We start from the raw sequence: 19429 nt of genomic DNA on the forward strand, positions 1-19429 counted from the left end.
GGCGCCTAACGCACGTTCGTCCGCGCCGTATGGACGGAGGGGTAGAATCCGGGGTGCAGCGTGGGCGCCAGGGCCAGCGCGAGCGCCTGCGCCCACACCGCCGGGCGGGTCACGAGCCCGCCGGTCAGGGCGCCCACCGTGCCCGCGCCGCGTTTCAGGTCGTGGGTGCCCAGCAGTTCGTCCATCACGCCGCCCAGTTCCTCACCGGCCAGGACGCGTGGCAGGGCGGCCTCCGGGACAGGCAGCTCGGCCGTGCGGGCGGTCAGGAGCACGCCGTCCCCGACGCGCGCGGCGGCCACCACCCCGAACAGCCAGCCGCGCCCCCGCTCGACCCGCACCCCACCCTCCAGGCCCACGCCCCAGGTCGCGCCGGGCAGCCGGGCGGCCCGCCGGGCGCGGTTCACGGCGCCCCGGCGGGTCTCCCCCACCCCGACCGGCTGGTCGCGCACGCCGCTGGGGACCGCAACGCCGCTGACATCCAGTTCCGGGAACAGGACGGCGAACACGTCCCGGACGGGCTGCACCTTGCCCGGGTTCAACGAACCGACGAGGACTGTCACGCGCCCTCCGGTTCGGGCAGCGTGCCGTGCAGGCGGCGGATCAGCGCCACCTGCCCCCAGTGGTACGCGCTGTGCGCCGCCAGATCGGTCAGGACGTCCCGCGCGCGGCTGCTGGGGTCGGAGGCCAGGGCCTGCGCCTCGGCCAGCCCGGCCTGGAGGTCGCCCAGCAGGGCCGTCAGATCTGCGCCGCTGGTCGGCGCATCGGGCCAGACGTCCAGCCCGTCGGGCCAGCGGTCGGCGCGCCCGGTGGCCAGATCCAGGCTGGTGCGCTGCGTCACCTGCAGGTGCGCCAGGAGCGCCCCGAGCGTGTACGGCAGGCCCGGCACGGCGCCGGTGGCCTCGTCCAGGGTCAGGCCGCGCAGCAGGTCGCCAGGAGTGCGGAAGGCCGCGCCGCCCGCCAGGGCGTAGTGCAGGACGTTCATGCCGTCCAGAGTAGTGCAGCGCCGCGCGCGGGTCCTCAAGGGAGCCATAAGGAAGCGTGCGGGGAGCACCAACGCGCGCTGCACGCGGCGGTCACGTGCGGCTGCCAGACTGGTCCGCAGTGGCCCCCACCGGGGCCGGAGGCACCGTCATGACCCAGACTCACTCTCCCATTCCGATTCACCTGCTGCTGGTCGAGGACAGCGAGGCCGACATCATCCTCACCCAGGAGGCCTTCCAGGAGGCGGGCATCCACACGCACCTGCACGTCGCCCGTGACGGCGTGGAGGCCCTGGAGTTCCTGCGTGACCCGGCCCGGCCGCGCCCGGACGTGATCCTGCTGGACATCAACATGCCGCGCATGAACGGCCTGGAGGTGCTGCGCGAGATCAAGCAGGATCCGCAGCTGATGACCATTCCGGTGATCATGCTCACGACCAGCCGCGCCGAGGAGGACATCCTTCAGTCGTATCAGGCGTACGCGGCGAGTTACGTCGTGAAGCCCGTCGAGTTCGGGAAGTTCTACGACGCCATCCAGGCGCTGGGCCGCTACATGCTGACCATTGTGCGGCTGCCGCCCCGGGCTGGCTGACCGCATACAGCCGAAGGGGGCCGCCGAGTATGGTTCGGCGGCCCCTTCCGTGTGGCTTACTCGGCGCTCTGGTACCAGTTGCGGTCCCAGCGGTGCGCGTACAGCCGCTGCACCTGGTCCTGCGGGAGGCCGCGCCCGTCGGCCAGCGTCACGTTGCGGTCCACGTTCCGGACCGAGCGCATCCCGACGATCACGGTGGACACCGCCGGGTGGGACAGCACGAAGCGCAGGCTGGTCTCGGCGAGCTGGTCGGTGCGGATGCCGAGGTCCTGCTCGATGGCGCGCAGGCGGGGTTGCAGCTGCGTGAGGCGGTCGCCGCCGAAGTAGCCGTTGCGCCAGTCGCCTTCAGGGAAGGTGGAGTCCCGGGTCAGGGTGCCGGTCAGGCTCCCCTCGTCGAGCGCGACGCGCACGATGACGCCCACGCCGTGCTCGCGGCAGGCGTCGAGCAGGCGGTCCTGCGGGGACTGGTCGAACACGTTGTAGATGACCTGCACGCTGTCCACAACGCCCGATTCGACCGCTTTCACGGCGTTGTCCGGCTGGTGGTCGTTGATGCTGATCCCGAAGGCGCGGATCAGCCCATCGCGCCTCAGCTGCGTCACGGCGTCCTGCCAGTCGCCCTGGCCCAGCCAGGCGTCGTTCCAGACGTGCAGCTGCTGCACGTCGATGGTCGGCAGGCCCAGGCGCTCCAGGCTGGCGCGGGTCATGTCGGTGATGTACTCGCCGGGGAAGGCCTCGTCGGCGGTGGTGCCGGGCGCGGCGGGCCACCCCATGTTCTTCGGGCTGATCTTCGTGGCGACCAGCGTGCCAGGGTGCTCGCGCGCGACCTGCCCGACGAGGCGTTCGCTGTGGCCGCTGCCGTAACCCATGGCAGTGTCGATGAAGTTCCCGCCCAGTTCGACGTAGCGGCGCAGGGCGTCCAGGCTGCGGTCGTCCTGCGCGCCCTTCCACATGTCGGCGCCGATGCCCCAGGCGCCGTAGCCGATCTCGGTGACGTTCAGGCCGCTGCGGCCGAGTGGTCGTTGGTGCATGCTCATGCGCAGACTGTAACGATTCAGATCGTGTGAATCCAGCCCCACCCTTGACCCGACGTTCACGGGAGTACGCTGCGCAGGTGAATGCCTTCCCCACCCTGAGCCCGCAGGCCCGGCAGCTGGCCACCACCGGCCTGATCGTGGGCGTCTTCCTCGCCGCGCTGGAAGCCAGCGTGGTCGCCACCGCCATGCCCAGCGTCATCCGCGACCTGGGCGGCGAGACGCTGTACGCCCTGCCGTTCGCCGTGTACCTGCTCACCAACACCGTCAGCAGCCCACTGTGGGGCCGCGCGAGCGACGTGGTGGGCCGCCGCCGCCTGTACCTCGCGGCCGTGCTGATCTTCCTGATCGGCTCGGCCCTGTGCGGCCAGAGCCACTCCATGGGCCTGCTGATCGCCGCGCGGGTCGTGCAGGGCATCGGCGCGGGCGGCCTGCTGCCCCTGACCCTCACGATGGTCGGCGAACTGTACTCGCTGCAGGACCGCAGCCGGGTGCAGTCCCTGATCTCCGGCGTGTGGGGCGTGTCCGGGCTGGTGGGGCCGCTGCTGGGCGGCTGGCTCACCGAGACGCTCTCGTGGCGCTGGACCTTCTACGCCAGTCTGCCGTTCGGTGTGGCGGCGCTGCTGCTCGCGCTGCGCTTCCTGCCGGAGACCGGGCAGCCGCGCCCCGCCCGGATCGACTGGGCGGGCGCGGCGCTGTTCACGCTGGGCAGCGGGCTGGTCGTGTGGGGCCTGGAGCAGCGGCAGTGGCTGCTGGTGGGCCTGGGCGCCGTGACGCTGGTGGGCGCCATCCTGCTCGAACGGCGCCACCCGGACCCGCTGCTGCCCATGCGCGCCCTGCGCGAGCGGCTGCCGCGCGTGGCGTTCGCCGGGAACCTGCTGGGCGGCGCGGCGTACTTCGGCGTGATCGCGTACCTGCCGCTGTACGCGCAGGGCGTCACGGGCGGCGGGGCCACGGCGGGCGGCGCGATCCTGACGCCCATGCTGGTCGGCTGGACGCTGACCGCCATCGTGACCTCGCGCCTCGTGAAGACCGTGCCGCTGGCCCGCATCGCGCAGGTGGGCTTCGCGGTGCTCGTCGTGATGTTCGGCGCGCTGACCTTCGCCGTGCACGCGCCCCTGTGGGTCACGAGCGCACTGGGCTTCGCGGTTGGGACCGGCATGGGCTTTTCCATGCTGAGCCTACTGCTGGCCGCGCAGGAGACGTCCAGCCGCGAGGAGCTGGGCGCCGTCACGAGCGGCGTGCTGTTCGCCCGGCAGATGGGCGGCGCGCTGGGCACCGCACTGATGGCACTGCTGATCGGCTCGGCCGCCATCCAGAGCGGCGGCTTCGACCTCGCCGAGGGCCTGCGCCGCGCGTACCTGCTGGCGCTGGGGCTGGTCATCGTGGCCCTGGCTCTCAGTCTGCGCCTGCGCGTCACGCGCCCTGCCCAGGCACCCGTACCGGCCAGCAACGATTGACCCATACGGAGCAGGCCGCCACCCCGCGCGGAGGTGGCGGCCTGTCGCATTCCCGGTCAGGCGGGCGTGAGGCAACCCTGGAGGAACAGCTCGTGCAGACGGTCGTCCCCGGTGAGTTCCGGGTGGAACGCGGTGGCGAGCACGCGGCCCTGACGCACCGCGACGGCCTGCCCGTCGAACTCGGACAGGACTTCCACGCCCTCACCGACGCGGGCGAAGGCGGGCGCGCGGATGAACACGGCGGGGAACGCGCCAGTCAGGCCGCGCATGTCCAGCCCGGTCGTGAACGAGTCGATCTGCCGGCCGAAGGCGTTGCGCTGCACCGTCACGTCCAGCAGGCCCAGGCTGTCCTGCCGCCCGAACTGCGGTGGGGCGCCCTGCACCTCGCCTGACAGCAGGATGGCCCCCGCGCAGGTGCCCCACAGCTGCCCGCCGCGCGCGTGGAAGGCCCGCAGGGGTTCCCACAGCGCGTACTCGGTCATCAGGCGGGCCATGGTGGTGCTCTCCCCGCCGGGGAGGATCAGGCCGTGCAGGCCGTCCAGGTCCGCCGCGAGACGGACCTCGGCCACCTGGGCGCCCAGGCGTTCCAGGGCGGCGCGGTGCTCGCGGAACGCGCCCTGGAGGGCCAGCACGCCGACGCGGGCCATGTTTACCAGCCGCGCGCGGCGAGGCGCTCGGCGGGAATCAGGTCGTCGATGTTGATGCCGGTCATGGGCGCGCCCAGGTCCTCGCTGATCTCGGCGAGCACCTCGGGGTTCTGGAAGTGCGTGACGGCCTTCACGATGGCCTGCGCGCGGCGTTCGGGGTTGTCGCTCTTGAAGATGCCGCTGCCGACGAACACGCCGTCCAGGCCCAGGTGCATCATCAGCGCGGCGTCGGCGGGCGTGGCCACGCCACCGGCGGCGAAGTTCACGACGGGCAGCTTGCCGTGCTCGTGCACGTAGCGGACCAGTTCGTAGGGCGCCTGGAGGTCGCGGGCGACGGTCATGAGTTCCTCGGCGGGGCGGGCCTGGATGTGCTTGATCTCGCCCAGCACGGTGCGGGCGTGACGGACGGCCTCGATGACGTTGCCGGTCCCGGCCTCGCCCTTGGTGCGGATCATGCTCGCACCCTCGCCGACGCGGCGCAGGGCCTCGCCGAGGTTCTTGGCGCCGCACACGAACGGCACCTTGAAGTCGTGCTTGAGGATGTGGTACTGGTCGTCGGCGGGGGTCAGGACTTCGGACTCGTCGATGAAGTCCACGCCGAGCGCCTGGAGGATCTGCGCTTCCACGATGTGCCCGATGCGGACCTTGGCCATGACGGGGATGCTGACGGCGCCGATGATCTCCTTGATCATCTTGGGGTCGCTCATGCGGGCCACGCCGCCGTCCTTGCGGATATCGGCGGGGACGCGCTCGAGGGCCATGACGGCGGTCGCGCCGGCAGCCTCGGCGATGCGGGCCTGATCGGCGGTGACGACGTCCATGATGACGCCGCCCTTGAACATTTCAGCGAAGCCCTGCTTCAGGGCGGGGGTACCGGTGGTCGCTTCGGTCATGCCCCCAGGGTAGACGGAAACTGACCCCACCGGGAGGGTCACAAGCGGACAGCCGGAGGGGTCAGTTGTATTGGTAGTCCAACCTAGATGGACGCCTTGCGGCGCCGGGCCTCCTCGATCCGCTCGACGAGCTGCGACGGCCGGAACGGCTTGACCAGATACTCCTGCACCACGTCGGGGCCCAGCTCCGGCATCACGGCGGGCCGCGCCAGGCCGGACAGGAACACCACGGGCGGCAGCGCCGCGCCGTACTGCGCGGCCATGCGCCGCACCGTCTCGAACCCGTCCCAGGGCACCATCAGCACGTCCATGACGATCACGTCGATGTGCTCGGCCGCCAGGACCTCCAGCGCACGCGGACCGCTGCCCGCCGGGCACACCTCGTAGCCCTGGATGGACAGCGTCAGGTCCAGCAGTTCCAGGATCTGTTCCTCGTCGTCCACGACGAGCAGGCGCACGCCGGCGCGCGGCGCGGTCATGGCAGCAGGCCCAGCGGATCGACCGTCTGCCCGTTCAGCCGCACCTCGAAGTGCAGGTGCGGACCGGTGCAGATGCCGGTGCAGCCGATGTACCCCAGCAGCTGGCCCTGCTGGACCGTCTGCCCGGACACGACCGCCGTGCGGCTCATGTGGCCGTAGACCAGCGTGCTGTCCCCACTCTGCGTGTACACGTTCAGACCATACGCCCCGTAGCCGCTCTGCGTGACGCGACCTGCCGACGCCGCGTAGATCGGCGTGCCGTAGGGAGCGGCCAGATCGATCCCGCCGTGGAACACCTGCTGGTGGAAGGCGATGTCCCGCTCGGCGTAGCGGCTGGTCAGGCGGTAACTGCGCATGGGCCACACCAGCCCGCTGCGCCCCGGGGCGAGACTGACGGCGGCCACGGCGGCCTGCCGCGCGTTCTGCCGGGTGCGGGCCTGCGCGGCCTCGAACTGCTGCTGGCGTTCCAACGCGGCGATGGCGGCCTTGCGCTGGGGGCTGTTCTTCCACGCCAGGAACTTCTCGTACTGTTCCTGCGCGGCGTACCTGGCTTCCAGGCGGGCCTTCTCGCGGCCCTTCTTCCACGCGACGAACTTCTCGTACTGCGCCTGACGCTGCGCGGCGACCTGCGCGCGGCGCTCGGCCTCGCGTTTCTCTGCCAGCTGCTGCGCGAAGCCCTCGGCGCGGATGCCGGGCAGCAGTAGCTCGTCCCCGACGTCGAGTTCGGTGGGCAGCACGTCGTTCGCGCGGGCGGTGGCCAGCAGGTCCGCGCCGTACCCGGCGATCAGGGACAGCGCACTCTGACCGGGTTTGATCCGCACCAGCAGCCCGCGCGTTCCGGTCGGGACGTTCAGGGTGCTGCCCACCGGCAGGCGATCGAGGCTGGTCCGGTCGAGGTTCACGCCCAGCAGGTCCACGACCGTCAGCCCGAACCGGCCCGCGACCCGGGCGATGGTGTCCCCGGGCCGCACGCGGTACGTGACGACCGACAGGGGCCGCAGGGGCTGCCGGGCCTGCACGCGCCCGGGCAGGGTGAGCTGCACGACCTGCGTGGCGCCGTGCGCCGCGGCCAGTTTCACGGCGCCCGGCGTCAGGCCGTAGCGGCGCGCGACGTTCGGCAGGGGCGTCGTGCGGGTCGTGACGACCTCCAGCACGCGCTCGCCGGTGTCGCGGCTGAGCACCACGTCCGCCGGGGCGTCCAGCTGCAGTTGCAGCGGCGCGAGCAGGCGCTCGTCAGGGGTGGCTTGTTGTGCGTGCGCGAGACCCAGCAGCGCACCGAGAGTCAGGAGCCGCGTCGCGCGGCGCAGGGAGGGAAAGGACAAAGTATGAGCTCCGAGTGGGGGAAAGTGAGGGGTCGAGCGTCAGCCGCCGGCCAGGGCCGCCAGGAATTCGACGTTGTTGCGGGTCTTGCCCATGCGGGACAGCAGCATCTCCATGGCGTCCGCCGGGTCCATGTCGCTGATGACCTTGCGCAGCAGCCACATCTTCTTCAGGACTTCAGGTTGCAGCAGCAGTTCCTCGCGGCGCGTGCCGGACTTTAGGATGTCCAGCGCCGGGAAGATCCGGCGTTCCTCGAGGCGGCGCGACAGCACGAGTTCCGCGTTGCCGGTGCCCTTGAATTCCTCGAAGATCACGTCGTCCATGCGGCTGCCGGTCTCCACCAGGGCGGTCGCCAGGATGGTCAGGCTGCCGCCCTCGCGGATGTTGCGCGCGGCGCCCAGGAAGCGCTTGGGCCAGTGCAGGGCGTTGCTGTCCAGACCGCCGGACAGGGTGCGTCCGGTGGGTGGGGTGACGAGGTTGTTCGCGCGGGCCAGTCGCGTGATGGAATCCAGCAGGATCACGACGTGCCCACCTTCCTCCACGATGCGGCGGGCGCGTTCGTGCACGAACTCCGCGACGCGCACGTGGTGCTGGGGCGGCTCGTCGAAGGTGCTGGCGATGACCTGCGCGCCCTGCACGCTCTCGCGGAAGTCCGTGACCTCCTCGGGGCGCTCGTCGACCAGCAGGACCATCACGGTCACGTCCGGGTAGTTCTTGACGATGGAGTTCGCGACCTTCTTCAGCAGGCTGGTCTTCCCGGCCTTGGGCGGCGCGACGATCAGCGCACGCTGCCCGCGCCCGATGGGCACGAGCAGGTCCACGACGCGCAGGCTCAGGCCGTCGTCCATGGTCGGGTCTTCCAGCACGAGTTGCGCGTCCGGGAAGGTGGGGGTCAGGTCGTCGAAGCGCGGGCGGCGGCGGGCCGTCTCGGGGTCCACGCCGTTCACGGCCTCCACCTGCACGAGAGACCCGAAGCGTTCGTTCTCGCGCGGGCGGCGGGCGCGGCCGATGATCTCGTCCCCGGTGCGCAGGTGGTACTGCTTGATTACCCCGGCGCTGATGAGCACCGTGCGGCTGTTCGGGTCGAGCAGGTCGGCCTGCAGGAAGCCGTACCCGTCGGGGCTGATCTCCAGGAAGCCGCGCGCGAGCAGCTGGCCCTCGCTGGCCGCCTGGTGCTCCATGATCGCGAGCGCCAGGGCGTCCTTCTTCAGTTTGCGGTAGTTCTCGATGCCGTACCCGGCGGCGATCAGGTGCAGTTCGGGCAGGATCTTCTGCTGCAGTTCGTGGTACGGGAGGCTCTGGTGGGCGTCGGTCACAGCGGGGCCTCCGTGGGTGGGAACCTGTCAGGTACGCCTGCCACGCGCGCGGCGGGCTGGTCGTTCAGGCAGGTGGGATGGATTGAGATCATTCGTCACGTACTCCTGAAACCGATTCTAAACGCGCGCTGACGCTTTTCACACGTGCGCGCCGGCAGCCGGGGGGGGTGGGACGGTGGAAGAGACTGCCTCCCAGCATACCCGCAAGCGCGGCCCGCCATGGGACCACGTTGACCGCCCCCAGCCTGCCGCCCTACCATGAGGGGCACCCCAGACCGGGGTGAGACACGAGGAAGGCGACCGAGAGGACAGTACGCGGGCAGCAGCGGACCGCACGAGCGAGTCAGGGATGGTGAGAGCCTGACGCGGACCCGGCCAGCCGAACATCACCTCCCGCGCCGGCGGAAGAAAGGCCCACGGGCCGATTAGACCCGCCCGGACACCCCCCGACAGAGGGCCAATGGAGACCGGCAGCGTGCCGGTGAAGTTGGGTGGTACCACGCACCAGCTCCCCACGGGGGCGGCGCGTCCCAGCACCGTCCCCCCACGTGGGGGCGTGACCGCTGAGACCCGCCGCCCCCATTCCCATTCACCCCTGCCCCGCTTCGCCCGTGTTCCGTCCCCGGAGGCCCGAACCATGCACCTGACCGACATTCCCTTCGGGGTGACCACCTGGGCCGACGTGCCCGCCACCGAACACCCCGGCGAACGCGGCGTGGCCGTGTGGCGCACCCGGCAGTTCGGAGCCGGACCGGGTGGACCCGTGCGTGTGCGGATGGTCGAGTACTCCCCCGGGTATCTGGCCGACCACTGGTGCGAGAAGGGCCACATCCTGCTCGTGCTGGCCGGGCAGCTGGACACCGAACTGGCCGATGGGCGCACCTTCACGCTGCGGCCCGGCGAGTCGTATCAGGTGGCCGACCACGCCGAAGCGCACCGGTCGAGTACCGAAGTGGGGGCCACGCTGTTCATCGTCGACTAGCCGACCCTCTCCCCTGTCCTGACCCGCACCCCCCGGAGGTGACCATGCCGCAAGCCCGACTGCCCCGCGCCCTTTCCCTCTGCCCCGCCCTGCCCGGGCCGCCCATTCGGACGCGGGTGATCCCCGCCTGCGACACCACCCCCGCGACACGCCTCTCACTCAAGCTGGAGATCACATGACCGACAAGAAGACCCTCTTCACGCCCGTGCAGGGCAACCCGAACTTCCCCGCGCTGGAACAGGGCATCCTCGACTTCTGGAAACGCGAACGCGTGTTCGAACGCTCGCTGGAGCAGACCAAAGGCGGCCCCGTCTTCACGTTCTTCGAGGGCCCACCCACCGCGAACGGTCAGCCCGGCGTGCACCACGTCCAGGCCCGCTCGTTCAAGGACCTCTTCCCGCGCTTCCGGACCATGCAGGGCTTCCACGTGCCGCGTAAGGCCGGCTGGGACACACACGGCCTGCCGGTCGAGCTGGGCGTCGAGAAGAAACTCGGCCTGAACAGCAAACGTGAGGTCGAGGCGTACGGCATCGACAAGTTCAACGCCGAGTGCCGCGCCAGCGTGTTCGAGTACGAGGCCGAGTGGCGCAGGTTCACCGAGCGCATGGGCTACTGGGTGGACCTGGACGACGCGTACATGACGCTGCACAAGGACTACATCGAGAGCATCTGGTGGAGCGTCAAGAACCTCAGTGAGAAGGGCCTGCTGTACAAGGGCTTCCGCGTGGCGCCTTACTGCCCCAAGGACGGCACGACCCTGAGCAACGCCGAGGTCAGCGAGGGGTACAAGGACATCCAGGACCCGAGCGTGTACGTGCCGTTCCGCCTGACCGACCCGGCCCGCCTGGGCCTGGAGGACGGCGCGGCGTTCCTGGTGTGGACGACCACCCCCTGGACGCTGCCGTACAACGTGGGCGTCGCCATCCACCCGGAGTTCGAGTACGTGGCCGCGCGCGACAAGGACGGCCACGTGCTGATCCTGGCCGCCAGCCTGCGCGCCGAGGTGCTGGGCGAGGACGCCGAGGTCGTGAAGACCTTCAAGGGGAGTGAGCTGGAGCGCGTGGCGTACCAGCCGCTGTTCACGGAAGCCTACGAGGCCGAGGGCGAGGGCAAGCCCGTGTGGATGTCGGGTCTGGACACCTACGTGTCCGACAGCGACGGGACCGGGATCGTGCACACCGCGCCCGCCTTCGGTGAGGACGACATGCGCCTGGCGCGGAACTACGGCTTCCCGGTGATCGTCGGTGTGGACGGCGAGGGCAAGCACCGCTTCGGCCCCTGGCAGGGCGTGTTCTTCCGCGACGCGAACACCGAGATCGTCCGCGACCTGCGCGCGCGCGGCCTGATGTGGCGCGAGAAGAACTTCCTGCACGCCTACCCGCACTGCTGGCGCTGCGGCACCCCGCTGATGTACTACGCCACCGAGAGCTGGTACCTGAACAACACCCGCCTCAAGGAGCGTCTGATCGAACTGAACCAGACGATCGACTGGCACCCGCCGCACATCAGGAACGGCCGCTACGGCGGGTGGCTGGAGAACCTGATCGACTGGAACCTCTCGCGCAACCGCTACTGGGGCACGCCGCTGCCCGTGTGGGAGGCCGAGGACGGCGAGTACCGCGTGATCGGCAGCTACGCCGAACTGGCCGAACTGAGTGGCCGCCCCGAACTGACCGGCCCGGACTTCGACCCGCACCGGCCGTTCGTGGACGACATCACCTTCGAGGCGGATGGCAAGACCTTCCGGCGCGTGCCGTACGTGATGGACGTCTGGTACGACAGCGGCAGCATGCCGTTCGCGCAGCACCACTACCCCTTCGAGAACAGGGAGAAGTTCGAGCAGGGCGGCTTCCCGGCCGACTTCATCGCGGAGGCCATCGACCAGACGCGCGGCTGGTTCAACAGCCTGCACCAGATCGGCACGATGGTGTTCGACTCCGTGGCGTACAAGAGCGTCATCTGCTCCGGGCACATCCTGGACGAGAAGGGCGCCAAGATGAGCAAGAGCAAGGGGAACGTCGTTAACCCCTGGGACGTGTTCGAGCAGTACGGCGCGGACGCCGCCCGCTGGTACATGTACGTCAGCGCGCCGCCCGAACTGAGCCGCCGCTTCGGCATGAACCTCGTCGGCGAGGCGTTCCGCAGCTACTTCCTGACGCTGTGGAACACCTACTCGTTCTTCGTGCTGTACGCGAACCTCGACCAGCCGGACCTGAAGGCCGCCGCGCCCGCCGATCAGCGTCCCGAGGTGGACCGCTGGCTGCTCGCCAAGGTGCAGGCCCTGATCGCCACCGTCACGGGCGCGCTGGAGAACTACGACCCGACCGGAGCCAGCCGCGCCCTGCAGGACTTCGTCGTGGAGGACCTGAGCAACTGGTACGTGCGCCGCAACCGCCGCCGCTTCTGGGCCGGGGACGACGGCGCCGACCACAACGCGTACGCCACGCTGCACTACGCGCTCGTGACCGTCACGCAGCTCACCGCGCCGTTCACGCCGTTCCTCGCGGAGACGCTGTACGGGAACCTCGTGCGCTCGCTGGTCCCGGACGCGCCCGACAGCGTGCACCTCACCCCCTGGCCGAAGGTGGACGAGGCGCTGGCCGCCCCGACCCTGGTGGGCGAGATGGACGCCGTGCTGCGCGTCGTCAGCCTGGGCCGCGCCGTCCGCGGACAGACCGGCATGCGCCAGCGTCAGCCCCTCCCGAAGGTCATGGTCCGCGCCCGCACTGCAGGGCAGACCCAGGCGCTGGGCCGCTTCGCCGAGCAGCTCAAGGAGGAACTGAACGTCAAGGAGGTCGAACTGATCGACCAGTTCACCGAACTCGTCAGCTACGTGCTGCGCCCCAACCTCCCGGTGCTGGGCAAGAAGTTCGGGAAGGCCGTCCCGCAGGTCCGCGCCGCACTGGCCGCCGCCGACGCCAGCGAGGTCGCCCGCTTCGTGCGCGACGGCAAGCAGTTCGAGGTCATCGCCCCGACCGGTGAACGCTTCGAACTCGGGCCGGACGAGGTCCTCGTGGACGCCAAGTCCCCTGAGGGCTTCGCCGCGCAGGAGGAAGCCGGGTACCTCGTCGCCTTCGACACCACCCTCACCCGCGAACTGGAACTCGAAGGCCTCGCCCGCGACCTCGTGCGCGGCGTGCAGGACGCCCGCAAGAAAGCCGGGTTCGAGGTGCAGGACCGCATCGCCCTTCACCTGGACCTCAGCGGCGACGCCCGCGAGGCCGCCGAGGCGTGGCAGGAATACCTGATGAGCGAAACGCTGGCCGAGACGCTGGTGTTCGCCCCCGCCGACGGGTTCGAGGCCGAACTCGAAGGCGGCAAGGCGTACCTGCAGAAACTGGAGACCGCCAGCCACAACTGAGCCGGAACCCCGCACCCTCCCGCCGCCTGCGCGGCTCCTTCCCTCTCCCCTGGGGAGAGGGCCAGGGTGAGGGGTGTGGCAGCAGCAGAGGCGCACCCACCGTTCGGGTGCGCCTCTCCCCCTTTCCTTACACGAGGGCCTGCAGGGCCCCTTCGAGTTCCTGCGGGTGGAAGCGCTGCCCGGTGGCGTGTTCCAGCTGCCGGGCGAGGCGGCGCAGGGGGAGGTCGCGCAGGTCGAGGGTGCTGGCGCCGCTGCCGGTGACGCTGGCGCGGCCGGTCAGGTCGATGACGGTGTGGTACGGCTGCACGAGTCCGCTGGGGAGCGGTCCGGCGGTGAGCACGATCAGGTCGGCGCGGGCGGCGAAGTCGGTGACGCTGGGGTCGCGGCGGCTCAGGGGGTAGGCGCGGCGTCCGGCGGGGAGGTCGCGGGCGGCGCGTTCCGCTTCGGGGGTGCTCTCGGCGGCGATGCCGATCTCGGTGAAGCCCAGCCGGGCGAGGGGCAGGGCCAGGGCGAGGTCGTGGGCGTCCACGCCGAGAATCAGGGCACTCGCGCCGCGCGAGGCGTACCCGCTGGCGTCCAGCGCGTCGGTCAGGGCGTCGCTGAGGGCGAAGGTGCCGTGGAATTCGCCGCTGAGGGCGATGGCGTCCACGCGGCCCACGCGGCGGGCGACGGCGTCGGGTGTGACGGCGCCGAGCGCGTGCGTCTCCTGGCTGGGGTGGACGAGCGCCCCGGTGAAGTGGAGGGTGCGGCTGGCGTCCAGCACGGCGCGCAGGTCGTCGGTGGGGACGTTCACGGCGATCAGGCCGAGGTCCCGCAGGGCGCGGGCGGCCGGGGCGGGGTAGCCGATCAGGGCCAGGGGCGAGTCGGGATGCATGTGGGGTTCAGTGTAGCGACCGCAGGTGGGCCGCTGCCGGTCATGCCCGCAGCGGCTCATCCGGAGGGTGAGGTGACTGGTACTCCGATTGAACGGTTTTCCCAAACCATTCAATCCGAGCGGATGCGAGTAGGAGCGAAACGGGTTCCGGGCGTGGAGTTGACAACCCGGTGATGTTCCGGGTTGTTGACGCAACAGACGGAATCCGTATTACAGCGCGGTGCGGCGGGTGCGCAGGCTGAGCAGGGCGCCCAGCACGACGAGCGCGGCGGCGATGGCGACGCCGGTCACGACGGTCGCGGCGTCGGGGCGGGCGACGTACACGCCGTAGAAGGCCCACAGCAGCACCCCGGCGAAGGCGTAGTCGTGGAAGCGGGCCAGGAAGAACACGCCGATCGCGGCGGCGATCACGACGAGCACGGCGGACCAGACGGGGGCGCTGAGGCCCAGCGCGCCGGTCGTCACGCCGACGCTGATGAGGTACGCGGTGATGTTGGCGATCGTGGCGACGCTGATCCAGCCCAGGTACAGCGAGGTGGGCAGCGCGAGCGTCCAGCGTTCCGCGCCCTGGGGCGGCAGGCCGCGCACCGTGAGGTACAGCCAGATCAGGCTGGCGAGCAGGGCCAGCATGATGATCACACTGGGGCCGAAGTTCAGGCTCTGGAAGGCCAGCAGCCAGGAGACATTCAGCAGGTTGCCCAGCAGGAACGGCCAGAACAGCCGGTCATACCGGGGGCCGCGCTGGGCGGGCAGCGCCTGGTACACGGCGAAGACCAGCAGGCCCAGGAAGATGGGGCCCCACACGGCAAACGTGAGTCCGGCGGGCGTGAAAGCGTTCGGGAGGGCGTCGCTGACCTCCTTGTTCGAGTTGCCGAAGAGTGGGAGGGCGTTGCTGAGGTAGTTCATCACGAGCGTGAGGATCGTGGCGAGCAGCAGCGTGATCTGCCTGGGAAGTCCGGTCATGCGTGCAGCGTAGGAGGTGCGGGGCGGCGGGGCTGTCGCCGGGCGCCCAGTCTGCGCGCGCGGGGCTTCAGGTGTTCTTGAGGTTCGCGCCGGCCCGGCGGGCCGCGACGGTCAGGCACGCGGCGGCCAGCGGCAGCAGCCCACGCGACTGCCGCGTGAGCAGCCCGGCGGCCAGGGCCAGCGTGGCGACCTGCCGGGCGCGGCGGACCTCCCCGGCCCGCACGGCGCGCGGAGCGCGGTCGCAGGCGCTCTGCACGGGTTCCGGGGCCGTCAGGTCACGGGCCAGCGGCAGGGCGGCCGCCGACAGCAGCGCGCCCGTCCATGACCCACCGCGCGCCGGGGCCAGCGGGGGCAGCAGCGCGCCCATCAGCGGGGTCACGCTCCGCCCGCCTTCGGTCAGGAGGGGGGCCGCGCCGGCCACGAGCGCCCCCACGGCGCCGCCCGTCCCGGCCGCCGCGAGCGACTGCGCCAGCAGGCCCAGGTGATCGGTGCGGGTCAGGGTCTCCCCCGTCGTCCCGGCGATTCCCCGCAGGCCGGACAGCACCGCCACCGCCGGCAGCAATGGGGTCAGCCCACCGCCGCGGCCGACTAGTCCGGCCACTGCTGCAACGGGCAGGGCCGCGTTCGCCGTGCCCGGGAAGTCCGGGTCGAGTTCGCGCGCCGTCGCCCAGGCCAGGAAGGCCGTACCTCCTGCTCCTATCGCGTCCGCCCAGCCGCGCCCGCGCAGGCGGGCCAGCGCCACCGTCCCCAGCAGGCCCAGCGCCGCCACGCGGTTCGACGGGTACGTGAAGTCCAGCGGGCGCGCCAGCGCCGAACGGGAGGCAGCCGGGCGGGGAGCAGAGGGAGCACGCATGCCCGCACCCTACCCCCCGCTCCGGGTCGTGTCGGCCAGTGACAAGGAAGCCTCAAGCTCCCCCCAGGTCGTTCAGGTCGTGTAGTCGGCGTTGATGCTGACGTACTCGGCGCTGAGGTCGCAGCCCCAGGCCTCGCCGCGCGCGTCGCCCACGCCGAGGTCGATGGTGAAGACGACCTCCTCGGCCTTCATGCTCTCGCTGACCTGCGCGTCGTCGTACGGGAGGGGTTTGCCCTGGAAGACCGGGTGGCCCTGCACAGTGACGCGGAGTTTCTCGATGTTCACGCCCGCGCCGCTGCGGCCGACGGCCATGATCACGCGGCCCCAGTTGGGGTCGTTGCCGTGCACGGCGCTCTTGAGCAGGGGACTGACGCAGCAGGTGCGGGCGGCGGCCAGGGCTTCGGCCTCGCTGCGGGCGCCGCTGACCTGCACGGTCAGGAGTTTGGTGGCGCCCTCGCCGTCGGCGGCGATCTGGCGGGCGAGGTCGCGCATGACGCCTTCCAGGGCGGTCAGGAACTCCTGAAGGTCGGTGGCGCCGGCCTGTCCGTTGCACAGGACGACGGCCATGTCGTTGGTGCTCGTGTCGCCGTCGACGGTGACGGCGTTGAAGGTGCGGTTCACGATGGCGGGGAACGCCTCGCGCAGCGCCGCCTGATCGATCTGGGCGTCGGTGAACGCGAAGGCGAACATGGTCGCCATGTCGGGGTGGATCATGCCGCTGCCCTTGGCGGTCCCGACGATGCGCGCGCCGCTGCTTAAGGTCGCTTCCGCGGTCTTGGGGCGGGTGTCGGTGGTCATGATGGCGCTGGCGAAGGCGTCCGCGCCGCTGCCGAGTTCGTCCGGCAGGTGCTCAATGCCGCTGAGTACCTTGTCCATGGGCAGCAGGTGCCCGATGATGCCGGTGCTGGCGGTCAGGACCGCCTCGGGCCGCACGTTCAGGACGCTGCCGAAGGCGTCGGCCATGTCGGCGTTGTCATGGGCGCCGCGGGTGCCGGTGGCGGCGTTGGCGTTCCCAGCGTTCACGAGCAGCGCGCGGATGGGCGCGCCCTGCGCGTACAGGTCGCGGTTGCGGGTGACGCACGCGGCGGCGGTGGTACTGCGCGTCCCCGCGAACGCCCAGGTGCAGTCCGCGGCGCTCGTGACGCCGCTCAGGTCGGTCCGGCCGCTGGGCTTGATGCCGGCGGCCATGGCGGCGGCGGTGAAGCCGGTGGGGAAGGTGAGGCTCATGTACGGGAGTGTAGCGGGCGGCCCGCCCGGGCTGGGAGGGCGCGCAGGGTGGGCGTCTATACTCGGGGCACATGACAAGCGGGGACGTGGGGCAGGGGCGCGTGGATTTCATCGTGGTGGGGGCCGGGTCGGGCGGCTGCGTGGCGGCGCGGCGGCTGCTGGACGCGGGCGCGCGGGTGCTGCTGCTGGAGGCGGGCGGGCCGGACTCGCATCCGCTGATCCGCGCGCCGGGCGCGTTCAACAAGCTGTTCCGCACGGCGGTGGACTGGAACCTGACGACGGTGCCGCAGCCGCGCGCGGCGGGGCGGTCGTTCTACTGGCCGCGCGGGAAGGTGCTGGGTGGCAGCAGCGCGATCAACGCGACCATCTGGATTCGAGGCTCGCGGCGGGATTTCGACCGCTGGGGCGACGGCTGGACCTGGGAGGATGTGCTGCCGGATTTCCGCGCGCTGGAGTCGTACCGGGGCCCGGCGTCGGAGACGCGCGGCGTGGACGGCCCGATGCCCGCCGGGGCGCGCGGCGCGTCGCACGAGCTGAGTCACGCGTTCGTGAAGGCGGCGGCGGTGGGGCTGGGCCTGCCGGTCGTGGACTCCTTCAATGATGGCGTGCTGGACGGCGCGGGTCTGCTGGAGAGCAACCATCAGGGGGGCGAGCGGTTCAGTGCGTTCCGGGCGTTCCTGAAGCCGGTGCTGGGTCACCCGAACCTGACGGTCCTGACGGGCGCTCACGTGCTGGAACTGCTGTGGGAGGGCCAGCGTGCGGCGGGCGTGCGGCTGCGCTGGCGGGGCCGGACGCTGGACGCCCCGGCGGGCGGGGTGATCCTCACGGCGGGCGCGGTGCAGACGCCGCAGCTGCTGATGCTGTCGGGGATCGGGCCGCGCGCGGAACTGCAGCGGCACGGCATCCCGGTCCGTGTGGCGCTGGAGGCCGTGGGTGGGGGGCTGCAGGATCACCTCGCGGTGCCGGTGATCAGCCGCTCGCGGATCACCAGCCTGGACCGGGTGCCGCAGGGCGAGGCGCTGGCGCGGTACCTGTGGAACCGCAGCGGCCCGCTGAGCAGCAACGTCGCGGAGGCCAGTGCGTTCACGCACGCCCGCGCGGGCCTGAGCAGCCAGGACGACCCGGACATCCAGTTTCATTTCGGTCCGGCGTACTTCCGGGATCACGGGTTCCGGACCGAGCCGGGGAACCACTTCACGGTGGGGCCGGTGCTCGTGGACGTGCACAGCCGGGGCCGCCTGACCCTCGCGTCGCGTGACCCTCTCGCCGCGCCGGTCATCGACCCGGGGTACCTGACGGACGACCGGGACGTGCAGAGTCTCGTGGCGGGCGTGCGGCAGGCGCGTGAGATCGCCTCCAGCCCGCCGCTGTCCGAACTGCGCGGCGCGGAGGTCCTGCCGGGCGAGGGGCACCGCAGTGACGCGGCGCTGCGCCAGCATGTGGCGCGCGAGTGCGCGACCCTGTACCACCCGGTCGGCACGGCGGCCCTGGGCGACGGGGACGACGCCGTGGTGAGCCGTGACCTGGCGGTGCGGGACGTGCGGGGCCTGTGGGTGGGGGACGCGAGCGTCATGCCGCGCATCATTCACGCGAACACGAACGCGACGAGCATGATGATCGGCGCGCGGGCCGCGACCTTCGCACTCCGTGAGGTCGGCGGGCGCTGATGGGAAATTGATGCGAATCGCACAGTCCTCATGCTCGGTTCACGAGCGTTCTCACCTCTCACGCTAGGGTGGCACTGACATGAAGCCCCGCTCCCTTCTCCTGACGCTCGCCGCCCTGACCCTGGGCGCCGCCAGCGCGGTGCCCGTGAAGCTGGGCAGCGTGCCGGTGACCGTCGAACCGAACGCCAAACTCCTGACCCTGAGTGCCGCCGGGATCCGCACCGCGTTCCCCAGCGCCGCCGGGCGCCCCGACGCCGTCTTCATGACCGAGGACCGCAAGGTCAGCGTCGCGTTCGAGTGGCGGGACAGCAAACTGAACAGGACCGAGGTCGGCAAGCTCGTCGAGCAGTTCCCCAGCGTCATCCGCGCGCAGGTCCCGAACGTGAAGACGCTCAAGGCGAACCTGCTGCAGGTCAGCGGCACGCCCTGGGCGCAGTTTATCTTCACCACCCCCAGCCAGGGCGACGAGCTGCGCCGCGAACTGCTCGTCACCAGCGCCGGGGGCCGCATGCTCGTCGTGACGATCGCCGGGAACATGAAGGACTACGCGAAGAACGAGGCCGTGGTCCGCACCCTGACCAACAGCGTCCGCGTGAACTGACCTTCACCGGAACGGGGGCGTGCGCCGGAGGATCAACCCCGGCGCACGCCCCGTTGCCTATGTACATCTATGCGAATTCCGTTTGTTTCGCTGACAATCCGGAACTTCACCGGATTGCCAGCTCCACGTCCGGAATCCGCCTCTCTCCTACTCGCATCCGCTCGGATTGAACGGGTTGTG

The 19429-nt window shown here is 70.9% G+C and carries 18 protein-coding genes; 6 read left to right on the forward strand and 12 right to left on the reverse strand.

The window, feature by feature from the left end:
- Positions 1-5: 5 nt before the first annotated feature.
- Together yjjX and DEIGR_RS09960 are read right to left on the reverse strand one after the other, a co-directional pair.
- Positions 6-560: an inosine/xanthosine triphosphatase gene (yjjX, locus tag DEIGR_RS09955; RefSeq protein ID WP_058976867.1), complete on the reverse strand. Its 555-nt coding sequence runs from the start codon at positions 558-560 to the stop codon at positions 6-8.
- Positions 557-982 (reverse strand): DinB family protein, encoded by a 426-nt coding sequence (locus DEIGR_RS09960; protein ID WP_058976869.1) that lies wholly within the window; start codon positions 980-982, stop codon positions 557-559. The genes yjjX and DEIGR_RS09960 overlap by 4 nt, the downstream gene beginning before the upstream one ends.
- Before the next feature lie 149 nt (positions 983-1131).
- Between DEIGR_RS09960 and DEIGR_RS09965 the strand changes: the two genes are divergently transcribed.
- Positions 1132-1572, forward strand: coding sequence for a response regulator (locus DEIGR_RS09965; protein WP_058978649.1), 441 nt, complete (start codon positions 1132-1134; stop codon positions 1570-1572).
- A 56-nt stretch (positions 1573-1628) separates the two neighbouring features.
- On the opposite strand, the gene DEIGR_RS09970 is transcribed toward DEIGR_RS09965, so the two are convergent.
- On the reverse strand, positions 1629-2603 hold the full coding sequence (locus tag DEIGR_RS09970; RefSeq protein ID WP_058978650.1) for an aldo/keto reductase: 975 nt from the start codon (positions 2601-2603) through the stop codon (positions 1629-1631).
- A gap of 83 nt (positions 2604-2686) precedes the next feature.
- On the opposite strand from DEIGR_RS09970, the gene DEIGR_RS09975 reads away from it, so the two are divergent.
- Positions 2687-4066, forward strand: coding sequence for an MDR family MFS transporter (locus DEIGR_RS09975; RefSeq protein WP_058976871.1), 1380 nt, complete (start codon positions 2687-2689; stop codon positions 4064-4066).
- A gap of 56 nt (positions 4067-4122) precedes the next feature.
- Here the strand turns inward: DEIGR_RS09975 and pdxT are convergent, their stop codons facing one another.
- From pdxT to rho, 5 genes are all read right to left on the reverse strand, one after another.
- Entirely contained in the window at positions 4123-4713 is a 591-nt protein-coding gene (gene pdxT, locus DEIGR_RS09980) for a pyridoxal 5'-phosphate synthase glutaminase subunit PdxT (protein ID WP_058976873.1), read from the reverse strand.
- A 2-nt stretch (positions 4714-4715) separates the two neighbouring features.
- Positions 4716-5606 carry a pyridoxal 5'-phosphate synthase lyase subunit PdxS gene (pdxS, locus tag DEIGR_RS09985; protein ID WP_058976875.1) on the reverse strand — a complete coding sequence of 297 codons (891 nt, stop codon included), beginning with the start codon at positions 5604-5606 and terminating at the stop codon, positions 4716-4718.
- A gap of 83 nt (positions 5607-5689) precedes the next feature.
- On the reverse strand, positions 5690-6085 hold the full coding sequence (locus DEIGR_RS09990; protein ID WP_058976877.1) for a response regulator: 396 nt from the start codon (positions 6083-6085) through the stop codon (positions 5690-5692).
- Positions 6082-7407 (reverse strand): M23 family metallopeptidase, encoded by a 1326-nt coding sequence (locus DEIGR_RS09995; protein WP_058976878.1) that lies wholly within the window; start codon positions 7405-7407, stop codon positions 6082-6084. The genes DEIGR_RS09990 and DEIGR_RS09995 overlap by 4 nt, the downstream gene beginning before the upstream one ends.
- Before the next feature lie 39 nt (positions 7408-7446).
- Positions 7447-8721, reverse strand: coding sequence for a transcription termination factor Rho (gene rho, locus DEIGR_RS10000; RefSeq protein ID WP_058976880.1), 1275 nt, complete (start codon positions 8719-8721; stop codon positions 7447-7449).
- Positions 8722-9358: 637 nt separating this feature from the next.
- Between rho and DEIGR_RS10005 the strand changes: the two genes are divergently transcribed.
- Positions 9359-9703, forward strand: coding sequence for a DHCW motif cupin fold protein (locus DEIGR_RS10005; RefSeq protein WP_058976883.1), 345 nt, complete (start codon positions 9359-9361; stop codon positions 9701-9703).
- A 175-nt stretch (positions 9704-9878) separates the two neighbouring features.
- Positions 9879-13064: an isoleucine--tRNA ligase gene (gene ileS / locus DEIGR_RS10010; protein WP_058976884.1), complete on the forward strand. Its 3186-nt coding sequence runs from the start codon at positions 9879-9881 to the stop codon at positions 13062-13064.
- A 127-nt stretch (positions 13065-13191) separates the two neighbouring features.
- On the opposite strand, the gene DEIGR_RS10015 is transcribed toward ileS, so the two are convergent.
- The 4 genes from DEIGR_RS10015 to argJ form a co-directional block, all read right to left on the reverse strand.
- Positions 13192-13938, reverse strand: coding sequence for a hypothetical protein (locus tag DEIGR_RS10015; RefSeq protein ID WP_058976887.1), 747 nt, complete (start codon positions 13936-13938; stop codon positions 13192-13194).
- Between the two features lie 210 nt (positions 13939-14148).
- Positions 14149-14901: a tryptophan-rich sensory protein gene (locus tag DEIGR_RS10020; RefSeq protein WP_058976889.1), complete on the reverse strand. Its 753-nt coding sequence runs from the start codon at positions 14899-14901 to the stop codon at positions 14149-14151.
- Positions 14902-14968: 67 nt separating this feature from the next.
- Positions 14969-15754, reverse strand: coding sequence for a hypothetical protein (locus DEIGR_RS10025; RefSeq protein ID WP_083523998.1), 786 nt, complete (start codon positions 15752-15754; stop codon positions 14969-14971).
- Positions 15755-15826: 72 nt separating this feature from the next.
- The gene (gene argJ / locus DEIGR_RS10030; RefSeq protein ID WP_058976892.1) at positions 15827-16981 is read right to left on the reverse strand and encodes a bifunctional glutamate N-acetyltransferase/amino-acid acetyltransferase ArgJ; all 1155 of its coding nucleotides are present in this window, start codon (positions 16979-16981) and stop codon (positions 15827-15829) included.
- Between the two features lie 71 nt (positions 16982-17052).
- Between argJ and DEIGR_RS10035 the strand changes: the two genes are divergently transcribed.
- Both DEIGR_RS10035 and DEIGR_RS10040 read left to right on the forward strand, forming a co-directional pair.
- A complete protein-coding gene (locus DEIGR_RS10035; protein ID WP_058976894.1) occupies positions 17053-18648 on the forward strand; it encodes a GMC family oxidoreductase in 1596 nt (531 codons plus the stop codon).
- Between the two features lie 79 nt (positions 18649-18727).
- Positions 18728-19249, forward strand: a complete 522-nt coding sequence (locus DEIGR_RS10040) for a hypothetical protein (protein WP_058976897.1) — start codon at positions 18728-18730, stop codon at positions 19247-19249.
- Positions 19250-19429 lie beyond the last annotated feature (180 nt).

Origin of the sequence: Deinococcus grandis (genome assembly GCF_001485435.1) — a bacterium.
Classification (GTDB): Bacteria; Deinococcota; Deinococci; order Deinococcales; family Deinococcaceae; genus Deinococcus; species Deinococcus grandis.